This window comes from Paraburkholderia lebeckiae, assembly GCF_050436325.1.
GTDB lineage: Bacteria > Pseudomonadota > Gammaproteobacteria > Burkholderiales > Burkholderiaceae > Paraburkholderia > Paraburkholderia tuberum.
In genome coordinates, this window is the sequence record NZ_JBNDLZ010000002.1 from 69,244 (window position 1) to 82,338 (window position 13,095).

The 13,095-nt window shown below is 62.5% G+C and carries 14 protein-coding genes; 11 read left to right on the forward strand and 3 right to left on the reverse strand.

Going from position 1 to position 13,095, the window contains the following annotated elements:
* The first annotated feature begins 2 nt into the window (after nt 1-2).
* The 11 genes from OKW44_RS03305 (at nt 3) to OKW44_RS03355 (ending at nt 10,288) form a co-directional block, all read left to right on the forward strand.
* On the forward strand, nt 3-989 hold the full coding sequence (locus OKW44_RS03305) for a thiamine pyrophosphate-dependent dehydrogenase E1 component subunit alpha (RefSeq protein WP_018425499.1): 987 nt from the start codon (nt 3-5) through the stop codon (nt 987-989).
* Nucleotides 986-1,978 carry an alpha-ketoacid dehydrogenase subunit beta gene (locus tag OKW44_RS03310; RefSeq protein WP_018425498.1) on the forward strand — a complete coding sequence of 331 codons (993 nt, stop codon included), beginning with the start codon at nt 986-988 and terminating at the stop codon, nt 1,976-1,978. Before OKW44_RS03305 ends, OKW44_RS03310 begins: the two co-directional genes overlap by 4 nt.
* Before the next feature lie 43 nt (nt 1,979-2,021).
* Nucleotides 2,022-2,252, forward strand: a complete 231-nt coding sequence (locus OKW44_RS03315) for a biotin/lipoyl-containing protein (protein ID WP_018425497.1) — start codon at nt 2,022-2,024, stop codon at nt 2,250-2,252.
* A 51-nt stretch (nt 2,253-2,303) separates the two neighbouring features.
* Entirely contained in the window at nt 2,304-3,119 is an 816-nt protein-coding gene (locus tag OKW44_RS03320; RefSeq protein WP_084754498.1) for a 2-oxo acid dehydrogenase subunit E2, read from the forward strand.
* Between the two features lie 33 nt (nt 3,120-3,152).
* Nucleotides 3,153-4,685 (forward strand): class I adenylate-forming enzyme family protein, encoded by a 1,533-nt coding sequence (locus OKW44_RS03325; RefSeq protein ID WP_026226708.1) that lies wholly within the window; start codon nt 3,153-3,155, stop codon nt 4,683-4,685.
* A gap of 32 nt (nt 4,686-4,717) precedes the next feature.
* Nucleotides 4,718-5,611 (forward strand): crotonase/enoyl-CoA hydratase family protein, encoded by an 894-nt coding sequence (locus OKW44_RS03330; RefSeq protein WP_018425494.1) that lies wholly within the window; start codon nt 4,718-4,720, stop codon nt 5,609-5,611.
* 48 nt (nt 5,612-5,659) lie between these two features.
* A complete protein-coding gene (locus tag OKW44_RS03335) occupies nt 5,660-6,439 on the forward strand; it encodes an enoyl-CoA hydratase/isomerase family protein (RefSeq protein ID WP_018425493.1) in 780 nt (259 codons plus the stop codon).
* Between the two features lie 77 nt (nt 6,440-6,516).
* Nucleotides 6,517-7,719: an acyl-CoA dehydrogenase family protein gene (locus OKW44_RS03340; RefSeq protein ID WP_018425492.1), complete on the forward strand. Its 1,203-nt coding sequence runs from the start codon at nt 6,517-6,519 to the stop codon at nt 7,717-7,719.
* Between the two features lie 2 nt (nt 7,720-7,721).
* Nucleotides 7,722-8,864 (forward strand): acyl-CoA dehydrogenase family protein, encoded by a 1,143-nt coding sequence (locus OKW44_RS03345; protein WP_018425491.1) that lies wholly within the window; start codon nt 7,722-7,724, stop codon nt 8,862-8,864.
* Nucleotides 8,865-8,879: 15 nt separating this feature from the next.
* Nucleotides 8,880-9,713: an SDR family oxidoreductase gene (locus OKW44_RS03350; RefSeq protein ID WP_018425490.1), complete on the forward strand. Its 834-nt coding sequence runs from the start codon at nt 8,880-8,882 to the stop codon at nt 9,711-9,713.
* On the forward strand, nt 9,710-10,288 hold the full coding sequence (locus OKW44_RS03355; protein WP_018425489.1) for a nuclear transport factor 2 family protein: 579 nt from the start codon (nt 9,710-9,712) through the stop codon (nt 10,286-10,288). Before OKW44_RS03350 ends, OKW44_RS03355 begins: the two co-directional genes overlap by 4 nt.
* A gap of 217 nt (nt 10,289-10,505) precedes the next feature.
* On the opposite strand, the gene OKW44_RS03360 is transcribed toward OKW44_RS03355, so the two are convergent.
* Genes OKW44_RS03360 through OKW44_RS03370 form a run of 3 tightly spaced genes read right to left on the reverse strand, consistent with a single transcriptional unit; the run spans nt 10,506 to nt 13,036 of the window.
* A complete protein-coding gene (locus OKW44_RS03360) occupies nt 10,506-10,826 on the reverse strand; it encodes a 2Fe-2S iron-sulfur cluster-binding protein (RefSeq protein ID WP_018425488.1) in 321 nt (106 codons plus the stop codon).
* Between the two features lie 30 nt (nt 10,827-10,856).
* Nucleotides 10,857-12,110: an NAD(P)/FAD-dependent oxidoreductase gene (locus OKW44_RS03365; protein ID WP_018425487.1), complete on the reverse strand. Its 1,254-nt coding sequence runs from the start codon at nt 12,108-12,110 to the stop codon at nt 10,857-10,859.
* A complete protein-coding gene (locus OKW44_RS03370; RefSeq protein WP_429409482.1) occupies nt 12,107-13,036 on the reverse strand; it encodes a TetR/AcrR family transcriptional regulator in 930 nt (309 codons plus the stop codon). Before OKW44_RS03370 ends, OKW44_RS03365 begins: the two co-directional genes overlap by 4 nt.
* Between the last annotated feature and the right edge of the window lie 59 nt (nt 13,037-13,095).

Genomic DNA, 13,095 nt, shown 5'->3' on the forward strand with positions numbered 1-13,095 from the left:
GAATGAATGCCTATCAGCCGCCCAGCAGCGAAGTCCTGGTCGACATCTACAGGCGCATGGCTCTCATCAAGCAGAACGATGAGCGCTTTCGTGCCGTTATCAAGGCCGGCAAGCTGGTGATGCCGTACTACTCGCCGCGCGGCCAGGAAGTGATTCCGTCGGCGATGTCGGTGTGTCTCACCGACGACGACTACATCTGCACGATCTACCGCGGCGTCCACGACATGATCGCCAAAGGTGTGCCGCTCAAGGAACTCTGGGCCGAGCTCGGAGGACGAGTGACGGGGACCTGCAAAGGCAAGGGCGGCCCGATGCACGTCACGCATCCCGCGTCGGGCGTCATGGTGACGACCGGCATTGTCGGCAGTTCGATGCCGATCGCAAACGGGCTTGCGCTCGCCGCGCAGATTCGTGGTGAATCGCGCGTGGCCGTGGCCTACTTCGGTGACGGCGCATCAAACATTGGCGCCTTCCACGAGTCGCTGAACATGGCGTCCGTGTGGAAGTTGCCGGTGATTTTCGTCTGCCAGAACAACGGCTATGCCGAGCACACCAAATACGCGTATGGCACGTCCGCGCCGAACATCGCCCAGCGCGCCGTCGCGTACCAGATGCCGGGCATCACGGTGAACGGCAACGATCCGATCCAGATGCACAAGGCGGCGCACGAAGCGGTCGAACGCGCGCGCAACGGCGGCGGCCCGACGCTGATCGAAGCGAACACGTTCCGCTTTCAGGGGCACGTGTTCGGCGACCCGGACGCCTATATGGACAAGCACGAAAAGGCCGCCTGGCTCGCGAAGGATCCGGTGCCGCTGTTCCGTCAGTGGCTCATCGATGCGAAGCATGCGACCGAGGAGCAACTGGTTGCGATGGAAGCCGAACACGAGGCGCAGATCGACGCTGCGGTCGAATTCACGCTGTCGAGCGAATATCCCGATGTCGCGGAGCTTCGGCGCGACATCTTCAAGGACGAGGTGCTTGCATGAGCCAGCAGCCAACCAACATCAACACCATCCAGGCGGTCAACTTCGCGCTCGACGACGCGATGGCCGCCGACGCCAATGTAATCGTGCTGGGTGAAGACGTTGCCGACGGCCAGGAGGGCGGCATCGTCGGCGTAACGAAGGGACTGTCGTCGAAATACGGCACGTCGCGGGTGCGTTCGACGCCGATTTCAGAGCAGGCCATCATCGGTGCGGCAATCGGCGCTTCGATGGTCGGGATGCGTCCTGTGGCGGAAATCATGCTGATGAACTTCACGACCGTCGCGATGGACATGATCGTGAATCACGCCGCGAAGCTGCGGTTCATGTCGGGCGGACAGACCCATGTGCCGATCGTCATCCGTACCATGACGGGCGCGGGCTTCGGCACGGGTGGCCAGCACGCCGACTACCTCGAGGCCTGGTTTGCGCACGTTGCCGGCATCAAGGTCGTCACACCGTCGAATCCTGCCGATGCGTATGGCTTGATGCTGTCCTGCATCCGTGATGACGACCCTTGCCTTTTCATCGAGAACATGCCGACCTACTGGAATCCGGGCAGTGCGCCGGAGCGCGGCGTGGCGATCCCGCTTGGCAAAGCCAACGTCATTCGCGCGGGCACCGACGTGACGGTGATCAGCTACAGCCGCCGCGTGCAGGAAGCCATGGCTGCTGCCGAAGTGCTGGCGAAAGACGGTATCGCCTGCGAAGTGATCGATTTGCGCACCGTCTCTCCGTTGGATACCGAAACTGTCCTGACTTCGGTTGCAAAAACCGGGCGCGCCGTTGTCGTGCACGAAGCCGTCAAACCGTTCGGCGTGGGTGCGGAAATCGCATCCCGTATCTACGAAGCCCTCTTTCGCGAGCTCAAGGCGCCCGTGCAGCGCGTAGGCGCGCAATTCTGCCCCGTGCCGTTCTCGAAGCCGCTCGAAGACGCGTTCGTACCGGGCGTGGCCGAAATCGAATCGGCGGTTCGCGCGACGCTGGAATGACAGGCACGAACACCCGGAATTCCATCATCAATAGAGCAAGGTCATGACCACACAAGTTCTGCTTCCCAAACTGGGCTTTTCCATGAACGAAGGCACGCTAGCCGAATGGCTGGCTGACGACGGCGCAACCGTGAGCGAAGGGCAGATTCTCTACGCGCTCGAGAGCGACAAATCGATTCAGGAGGTCGAGTCGCCCGCGTCGGGCACGCTGCGCATCGTTGCCCAGGTTGGCGAAGTGTATCCCGTCGGCACGGTGCTGGCGGAAATCGTCTGATTGGCCGCAGGCCGTCACGCTGTCCAACAGTCGTTCGAAGAGGCATCCGCGATGAGTGTCGAATCCGTTGCTACGCGACCGCAGTCCAATGTGAATACCGGCCCCGGCGAGGCCGCAGTCCCCGCTTTCGGCGCGAATCTGCCGCCTTGGCCGCAGGTCGATTTCGCCGAATTCGGCGAGGTGGAAGTCAGGCCGGTGTCGCGCATCCAGAAGCTCACAGGAGCCTTCCTGTCGCGCAACTGGCTGACGATCCCGCATGTGACCCACCACGACGACGCTGATATTACGTCGCTCGAAAGTTATCGCAAGGCCCGTAACGAGGCGGGCACGGCGGTTAAGCTGACGCCGCTCGTCTTCCTTATCAAAGCGGTGGTGCGGGCTTTGCAGGAGTTCCCGCAATTCAACGCGTCGCTCGACGGTGACGGCAAAAACATCGTTCTGAAGAAGTACTTCCACATCGGGGTCGCCGTGGACACGCGCTTCGGATTGCTCGTGCCGGTGCTGCGCGATTGCGACAGGAAGAGCGTCGAAGAACTCTCGGTGGAACTTGCAGCAATTTCGCAGAAGGCGCGCGAAAAGGGTTTATCGATGGCAGATATGTCGGGCGGTTGCTTTTCGATCAGTTCGCTCGGCGGCTTTGGCGGTACTGGTTTTACGCCTATCGTCAATGCGCCGGAGGTGGCGATTCTCGGCGTGACTAAAACCCGGCTGGTAGCCGCGCCGGCGGACGACGGCGGCGTCAGCTGGCGCAAGATGCTGCCCCTGTCGCTCAGCTACGACCATCGAGTGATCAACGGAGCCGACGCGGCGCGCTTCGCCGCATTCATTGGAACCGTGTTGGCCGATCCGCAGACGCTCGCTGGCTAACAGTCGATCTGGCAAAACAACGACAGGATTGAGATGAGAACCCTTGGCGAGATGATCGAGCGAAACGCTCGCTTGCATGCCGACCACACGGCGCTCGTGTACGCCGACCGGCGTCTGACGCACAGTCAGTTGGCGGAGCGCGCACGCCGCTTTTCGGGAGCGCTATATGAGCGCGGCCTGCGGCGTCAGGACCGGGTTGCGATCCTCGCGATGAATTGCGCGGAGTACTACGAGAGCTACCGTGCATGCGAGTGGGCCGGCTTCATTCTGGCAACCGTCAATTTCAGGCTGGCCCCCGCAGAGATTCTTTATATTCTTAAGGACGCGGCCCCTAAGGCGCTCGTATTCGAGGCTCAGTATGCCGATGTCGTAAACGGACTGCGTTCGCAACTGCCCGAAATCGAGCAGTACATCTGCATTGGCGACGCGCCGGAATGGGCCGTTTCATTCGAGGCGGTGATGAAAGCCGGCCCAGTGGAAGGGCCGCCGATCCGTTCGAAACCGGAAGACTACGCGTACCTGATGTACACGAGCGGCACCACGGGACGTCCCAAGGGCGTCGTGCGCACGCACCATGCCATGTGCGTCACCGCGGAAAGCTGCGCGCTGGTGACGGAGTTTTCGGGCAATACCCGCGTGCTGCAGACGACGCCGGCATTCCACGTCGGCGGGATTGGCTTCGTCAATTCGGTGGCCTGGATGGGCGGCACGACGGTCGTGCATCGCACCTTCGAGCCGAAGCAAATGCTCGAGACGATCGCCGAAGAACGCATCACCTTCACGTTCATGGTTGCCGCGATGCTTCAGGCGGTCCTCGATGTGCCCGAACTGTCGAGCTATGACGTGTCCAGCATCGAAAACATCGTCACGGCGGCAGCCCCGGTGCCTGCACCGCTGCTGTCGCGCGGCATTCAGGTGCTCGGCCCGGTGTTTTCGGTCCAGTACGGCATGACCGAGAGCAACGCCTGCTGGTTGCCTGCGCACGAGGTCAAGCCCAAAGGGTCTCCGGAACAGGTACGGCGTCTCGCATCGGTGGGGCGCCCGTGCCCCGGCATCGACCTGCGCATCGTCGACGATCACGGCAACGATCTGCCGCAAGGCCAGACCGGCGAGGTCTGGCTGCGCTCGCAGACGCAGTTGAGTGGCTACTGGAACAACAGCGTGGCGACGGTGGAAGCACTGCGCGATGGCTGGTATCGCTCGGGCGACATGGGCTACCAGGACGAGGACGGCTACATTTTCCTCGTCGACCGCAAGAAGGACATGATCATTTCCGGCGGCGAGAACATCTACAGCCGTGAAGTCGAAGATGCGCTGCTCCATCATCCGGCAGTCATCGATGTGGCGGTGATCGGCGTGCCGCACGAGAAGTGGGGAGAGTGCGTCAAGGCGATCGTCGTTTTGCGCCGTGGCGAGCAAGCGGGCGAAGCCGAATTGATCGAGTTCTGTCGCGGCTTGATCGCGAGCTACAAATGTCCGAAAGCCATTGCATTCGTCGACGAATTGCCGAGGCTGCCGACGGGCAAGATCAGCAAGGTAAGTCTGCGCGCGCAGTTTGCCCGGTGAACGGCAATCGCCTCAATTGGAGGGAATCGACCATGGCCAAATGGCTAAAAACATCGGAGTGCGTGAAGTTTGAAGTGGCTCAACGCGTTGCGCGCATCACGCTGAGTCGTCCGGACAAGCGCAACGCCATCAACAATCCGCTTCTGCAGGAACTCAAGGCGGCGTTGCTCGAAGCCGACGACCTCAAATCGGTGAACGTGATCGTACTGTCGGGAGCTGGCCGCGACTTCTGCGCAGGCTACGATCTGGTGACGACGTATTCGGATCGGGCCGCGGACGCCGCTGATCCGGGTGACTATCGTGGAACGATTCGCAGCTTCGACGACGACTGCTGGTCGATGGAGCGGCAGTCGGAGACGGTCAATCTGATGGCCGATATCCACAAGCCGATCATCGCGCAGGTGCATGGCAACTGTCTTGCGGGCGGCACGGATCTCGCGCTGGCGTGCGACATGGTGATCGCGGCCGACAACGCAAGGATCGGCTTTCCCGCCACGCGCGCGAACGGCTCGCCGCCTGCGCATATGTGGTTCTATCACGTCGGCCCGCAGTGGGCGAAGCGTCTGCTGCTGTCTGGCGACTCGCTGACGGGCCGCGATGCCGCGAAGATCGGGCTCGTGATGGATGCGGTGCCGGCAGTGCAGCTCGAAGCGGAGGTGGGCGAGTTGGCACGCCGTCTGTCCTTTGTCGATGCCGATCTGCTTGCGGCCAACAAGCGCATTGTCAACATCGGGCTGGAGCTGGCCGGTTCGCGCACGCTTCAGCGGCTCGCGGTGGAAAACGACTCACGGGCTCACCAGAGCCTGGGGCCGCGCCGCGCGCAGTTCAAGGCGGACATGGAAGCGGTTGGCCTGAAGGAAGCGCTCAAGCGCCGCGACGAGCCGTTCGGCGACGGGATGATCCGCCTGCATGCTCGCGGCAGTTGACCAGACCGTCGAACGGACGAACCAAACTCAGACGAAGATCCGAACATCATGGATGTTGAACTCACTTTGAACGGCGCGGTTGCGACGCTGTGTCTGAACCGCCCCGAGAAGCTCAACGCGCTGACGCCGGAAATGCTTGATCTGATTCTCGGCCACCTCGATCGCATCGAAAAGGATCCGGAGATTCGCGCGGTGATTCTCACTGGCGCAGGCCGCGCATTTTGCGCCGGTGCCGACATCAAGGGCAGCGGCGCCGCGCCACCGCAGATGAGTGTGGCGCACGCGCGCGCATCGATGGCGGTGTATCAGAAGATCGCGCTTCGGTTGTACAACCTGAACAAGCCAATGGTCGCGGCGGTACGAGGCGTTGCCGTGGGAATTGCCTGGAGCTTTGCGCTGTGCGCGGACCAGCTCATCGTTTCAGATACGGCGCAGTTCATTCCCGCCTTCCTGATGCGCGCCACCTTACCTGAAGGCGGCATGGTGCATCTGCTTGCGCGTCATTGCGGCGAGTTTCGCGCCAAGGAAATCATGTATCTGAATCGCCGGCTGAGCGGCAAGGAAGCACTCGATATGGGTCTTGCCAGTCACCTTGTCGAGGACGGCGAGCTTGACGCGGCTGCCGAAAAGCTGGCTGGCGAGCTGGCGGCTGGCCCGACTTTCTCGCTCGGGCTGACCAAGCAGTTGTTCAGGTTGAACCGCGGTGGCATGGAAGAGTTTCTTGCGCAGGAACTGAACGCGGTGGCGCTTGCGGTGAACTCCGAGGACGCCGCGGAGGGCCGGCTCGCGGCGAGAGAAAAACGCGCCCCGGCTTTCAGAGGCCGCTAGGCGGAGCACTCGCACAAGCGCGGCGAAGTGGCGCGACAGAGCAGACAACGGGGCCGCAAGAGAGTCAGGAGTCAGGCATGCATTTCGGCTATAGCGAGGAAGACGAATCATTTCGTCGGGAAGTCAAAACGTTTTTCAGTGAGCATGCGCCGGCCGACATTTCACGCCGCTGGCGGGTCGGCGTGCATCCGCCTGCGCGCGATGACATCCGCAGATGGCAGCGCATTCTGTACGAGCGCGGCTGGGGTGCGCCCCATTGGCCCGTCGAACATGGCGGCACCGGCTGGAGCGCGCTTCGCAAGCATATCTTCATGGAAGAGCTGTACAACGCCGATGCCATGGACTATGGGTGGCAGTCGACGCAGATGGTGGCGCCCGTCATCATCGCGTTCGGTTCGGACTGGCAGAGGGAGCGTTTTCTCGGGCCTATTCTGCGCGGCGACGAGTTCTGGTGTCAGGGCTTTTCGGAGCCGAACGCGGGCTCGGATCTGGCTGGACTGAAGACCACGGCCGTGCTCGACGGGGACGAGTACGTGATCAACGGCCAGAAGATCTGGACCAGCGACGCAACGATCGCCGATTGGGGCTTTTTCCTCGTCAAGACCGATACGAGCGTCAAGCCGCAACGAGGCATTTCCTTCCTGCTGGTCAAAATGGACACACCGGGCATCACGGTGCGTCCGATCGTTTCGATCGAGGGCGGCAAGGGCCTGAATGAAGTGTTCCTCGAAAACGTGCGTGTGCCGAAGTCGCATCTCGTGGGCGAGGCCGGCATGGGATGGACCTATGCGAAGTACCTCCTCGAGAAGGAGCGCACGGCGAGCGCGTTCCTGTACTTCAACAAACGCGAGCTGCAACGCGCGAAAGACATCGCGGAGCAGGAGCGGGAGGACGGCGTACGGCTCATCGATACACCGGGGTTCGCGCGCAAGGTCGCGGAGGTCGAAGCGGACCTGATGGCGCTCGAATGGTCGGTGCTCCGCATCCTTGCGGAAGAGAAGAGCGAGCGCAATCTCGATGCGGTCGTCTCTGCGCTGAAGATCAGCGGGTCGGAGATGCAACAGCGCGTGACACAGCTGCAAATGGACGCACTCGGTCCCCGCGCGATGCGTTTCGAGGACCACGGCGAGCCGCAGGGTGATCTGGCGGTCGACGAAAATTGGCCGGATTACATCGGCGGCCGCACGTCGGGCTATCTGATCGCTCGCGCATCCACGATCTATGGCGGCGCGCGCGAAGTGCAGAAGAACATCATTGCCAAGCTGGCATTTGGACTGTAGCCATGGACTTCAACTTCTCCGAAGAACAATTGATGCTGAAGGACGGCGCAGAGCGATACGTTCAGCAGGAGTATGGATTCGAGGCGCGCACGCGCATCGCATCGGGGCAAGAGGGTTTCAGCCGCGAACATTGGCGCGCCTATGCCGAACTTGGCTGGCTCGGGCTGACGATGCCGGAAGACGTCGGCGGTCTCGGGTGCTCGTTCGTTGAAACGGCGATCGTGATGGAGGCGCTCGGCCGCGGTATGGCGCTCGAGCCGGTCGTGCAGACGGCGCTGCTTTGCGCCACGATCATCGAACGAGGCGATGCGCGGCGCCAGCGTGAGACGCTGCTGCCCGCCGTCATCGACGGCACGCTGCTGCTGTCGCTCGCGGACAGCGAAGCGGGCAGCCGGTACACGCTGGGATGCCACGCGCAAACGCACACGCTCAAGAGCGCCTCGGGTTACGTGATCAGCGGCGCGAAGACACTGGTGATCGCCGGCGCGTCGGCGGACCAGCTGCTCGTGACGGCGCGAGTCGAAGGCGCGTCGCAAGGCGTGGGCGTTTTTCTTGTCGATCGCCGGGCCGCGGGCGTGACGTGCCGGTCGTACCGCTTGCTCGATGGATCGCGTGCCGCGGATATCGACCTGCACAACGTCGAGCTCAGTGACGATGCATTGATCGTCGGACCTGAACGCTCGCTGCAGGTGCTCACGCAGGCAACGGAACTCGCCAGTCTCGCGAGCGTGGCCGAGAGCCTTGGCATGATGGAAGCCGTGATGGCGATCACCTCGGAGTACATCAAGGGACGCTCGCAGTTCGGCCAACCTATCGGCAAGTTCCAGGCGCTGCAGCATCGCATGGCTGAGATGTTCGTCGCCACGCAGGAGGCGCGTTCGATGCTGTACTGCGGGATCGCGCACCTGAACGGCCCGGCGGCCGAATGCAGCCGCGTCATCTCGGCGGCCAAAGCCGTTGCCGCGCGCGCCAATCGCTTCGTTTGCGCGCAGGGCATCCAGTTGCACGGAGGCATGGGGCTCACCGAGGAATATCCGGTAGGGCACTACTTCCGCAAGATGACGATGATGGAGAAGATGTTCGGCGATATCGACTTTCATCTCGACCGCGTTGCAGCAAGCGGCCGGACACCGATAACGGCCTGAGACGAGGAGCAGATCATGCAACGCGTGAAGCAAAAGATTGCCATCGTGACCGGGGCCGCATCCGGTATCGGCGCTGCCTGTGCCGCCATGCTCGCGCAGGAGGGCGCCTTGCTCGTCGTGGCGGACCTGAATCTCGAAGGCGCGCAGGAACAGGTTCGTCGTATTAACGAAGCGGGGGGGCACGCGGTCCCGGTGCAGGTCGATATCGGCGACGAAAGTTCGATCGATGCATTGTTCGATCTGACGCTCAAGACTTGGGGCGGGCTCGATATCCTGCATAACAACGCCGCGGCCACATCGCTTTCCAGTACGGTCGATGCGGCAGTCGAGGCACTCGACGTCGGCGTCTGGGACGACACGATGCGCATCAATCTTCGCGGCACCATGCTGGCCTCGCGGTGCGCGCTGCCGCTGATGCGCGCACGAGGCGGCGGTTCGATTATCAATACCTCTTCCGGTGCCGCTCAGGCGGGCGCGCTGGGGTACAGCGCGTACGGTGTCTGCAAGGCCGGTATCGAGGCGCTGACGCGCTACGTCGCCGCGCAGCACGGCAAGGAGGGGATACGCTGCAACGCGATCGCTCCCGGCCTGATCGTCACGCCGGCGACCCAGGCGTACTACGCGGGGGAGACCGGAGAGATGATGCTGAGCCACCATCTCACGCCTCGCCTCGGGCGGCCCGAAGACATTGCACACGCGGTCGTATATCTCGCTTCGGACGAGGCGGCGTTCGTCACGGGCCAGGTGTTCAACGTCGATGGCGGACTTCTTTCACACCAGCCTTACTATGCCGACGAAATCCGCGCGCGCCCGGCCGCGATGGCCAACGCTAGGAAGGGGAAGGCATGACGACGGATTCAGCGCTGCTCGCGCGTGTCGAGCGCATTGAGGCGCAGCTCGCCATCCAACAATTGCCCGTCCGATACGCGCTCGCGGTCGATTCGCGCGATCTGGACAGCCTGGTGCAACTGTTCGCCGAAGACGTCGATTGCGGCCGATGGGGCGTAGGGCGCGCGGCATTGAAGACGTTCTACGGGTCCGAGCATATTCTGCGCGGCTTTTATCGCAGCATTCACCAGATCTGCGGCCACGTCGTCGATTTCATCGATGCCGATCATGCGACGGGAAGCGTCTATTGTCGCGCGGAGCACGAGGACAACGGAGCGTGGGTGGTGATGGCGATCTGCTACTTCGATCACTATGTGCGGCGCGACGGGCAGTGGTGCTTCGAGCGTCGCGACGAACAGCATTGGTATTCGACGGACTGGCTCGCTCGCCCCGGTGCGCCGCGCTTGCAGAACTGGCCCGGCAAGTATGAAGGCGATCGGTATCAGCCGCGTCTTCCGCAAGGATTTCCGACGTGGGCGGCGTTCTGGAGCAACAGCGAACAACACGCGATCGACGCGTTGACGAAAGCGCCGTAAGCGCGGTCTCGTCTTCGGCTCCTGGCCGCACCACGTAGCCATTCGTGGAACTGGCGAGGAATGCAAGGAGTGAGCTCCGCGCAAACTTCCGCATCGTTTAGATCGACGCCGATCCCCTGTTCGCCGAGCGTCGTCAGATACGGCGACAGCGCCGCGCGGATGCCTGAGTCAGCGCCGGTGATCGGCGTCGTGCGGCAGGCCTCCGTGCTCCTCGCGCTTACGCCGTCAGAGCGGGCAGACGCACCACCAGCCCGTCCAGTTCCGGCGTCATGAAGATCTGGCATGTCAGACGGCTGTTTTCGCGCACGTCCATCGCGCAGGTGAGCATGTCGACTTCATAGGATTCCGCCGCTGGCATGTGGCTGCTCCAGGTGTCGTCGATATACGCGTGACAGGTTGCGCAGCTGCAGCTGCCGCCGCAATCGCCGAGAATGCCAGGGATCTGATTGTTCACCGCTGTTTGCATGACTGAGTCGCCAACGTTGGCGCTTACGGCGGCCTCGCTGCCGTCCGGCTGGATGAATCGAATGAGCGGCATGGCTTCTGAACCTCTGAAAAATGAATTGGACTAGGGAAGCAGACTTTTCAACGGGATCGATTCGTTGGCGAGATCGGCGGCGCGGACCGGAATTTTCTCGGCAACGAAACGCTTGGCCAGCACGAATTCGGGTATACGGCTGACCGTATCGGCTGCGAGCATGACGCCGTCCTTGAGATAAAACGCCGAGAAAGAGCGGGCTTTGGGATCGCCGCGCAGGACAAACTCGTCGTAGCCGAGGGACAAGCCGACCATCTTGAGCTTCAGATCGTATTGGTCGGACCAGAACCACGGCACGCTGTTGTAGACACGCTCCTTGCCGCACAACGACGCAGCGGCGGTGCGGGCCTGCTCCAGCGCGTTAGGGACGGACTCGAGACGCAGGCGACGTCCAAGGGAAGGGTTGGGGTGGTTGGTGCAATCCCCGACCGCAAAAATGTCCGGGTCGGACGTGCGCGTGTGTTCGTCGACCATGATGCCGTTGTCGACAGCAAGGCCGGCCGCTTGCGCGAGTTCGGTGGCGGGCTCCAGTCCCACGCCGACGATGACGAGATCCGCGGCGACGCGCGTGCCGTCCGCGCAGCACACGGCGGCAACGGCGTCGCCGGATGCGTCGAGTTCGAACCCACTCACGATCGCGTTGGTACGGATCTCGACTCCGGCTTCGCGGTGAACTTCCTCGTAGAACCTGGAAAGCTCGGGAGCCGTGACGCGCGCGAGGACGCGCGGCAACGCCTCGAGCACGGTGACGCGCAAGCCGCGCTTCACGGCTACCGCGGCCACTTCCAGCCCGATATATCCACCGCCGATGATCACGAGGCGCGAGCCGGCATGAAACTGGTTTCGAATGCGCGCGACGTGATCGAGCGTGCGAAGGTAGTGAAAATTCTGCAGCTTCTCGATCGCTTCGATACCCGGCAACGCGAGGCGCCGCGCGCGGCCGCCGGTGGCCAGAACCAGTTTCGTATAGCTGATTTCGCTGCCGTTGGACAACGTGACCCGTTTCGCGTCACGGTCGATGCGCTGCGCGCGCGTGTTCGGGATGAACTCGACACGCGCTTTATCGTACGTCGACAGCGGTTTCAGGTACAGCTGCTCGGCGGTCGATTCGCCCGACAGGAATGCCTTGGAGAGCGGTGGCCGTTGGTAGGGCAAATGCGGTTCTTCTCCCACCATCACGATGCGTCCCGTCCATCCCTGTTCGCGGATCGCGGTCGCGCATTCTCCCGCTGCGTGACCCGCCCCGACGATCAGCGCGATGTTCTCTGCGTCTCCAGCTGTCATGAGGCTAACTCCATCTCGCACGGCCGCACGCTCGCTGCGGCCACAGTAAGTCTGAATAATGTTCTAAATTGTGAACGACGGTTGCTGCGACTGTCAATGCTCATGAACCCCGCTGGGCCGATGCGGAGCTGACCATCGCCTCGATGCCAGCCAACCGCGAAACGAATCAGATAGGTGCGCATGCGCTCGATATGTGCTGTCGTGAGTGCCTTGGCTCCGGAGCGCGCTTCCTGCGCGTAAAGCTCGTTGAGCACCAGATGAAACACGGACTCGACGAAATGCTGCACCAGTTCGACGGTCTCCGGCGTGACGCGGGGAAGTGCCTTGGCGAAGGCGTCACGGTAGCGCGCGGCCGCAGGCGCGTATTGGTCATAAAACGGCGCCGTGAGATCGGGGCGCTCCAGAAGACAGCCAATCTGGGTTAGCAGGCGCAAGTAATTTCGCCACCCCGGATCGCCGCTCTTCAGATGCGCGAAGGCTGGTGCGGAAAGTGCGGTCACGATTGCTTCCACGTCGGGACGCTTGCCTTGCAGCGGCGCCAGTTCGGCCTCGAGCGATTCGATGACCTGCCGGCTGATCACCGCGGCGCGGCGACCGATCGCCTGCTGAAACAGCGCGTCTTTGCTGCCGAAGTGGTACCGCGCGAGGCTCAGTTCCATGCCGCAGCTCTGCATGATGTCGCGAATCGACGTGCCGAAGTAGCCGTGCATCGCGAACAGCCGCTCGGCCGTATCGAGAATGCGCTCTGGCGTCGTGCTGCGCGCCGTGGCACGCGGCTCATTGATGGCAGTCGCCCGTCTGTTGGCGGCGTGCGTGGTGCTGGACGGCATGGTTTCCCTTTGATGGCGGGCGCGAGCCAGAAAGCGCGCAACAACCCCTTCCGCGAATGATAAATCGATCTTGCACACTTGTGCAAAATAGAACATAGTTCAACTATTGGTACCACGCGAAAGCAGAGGTGCCTGCAAACAAACGATTAACGGAG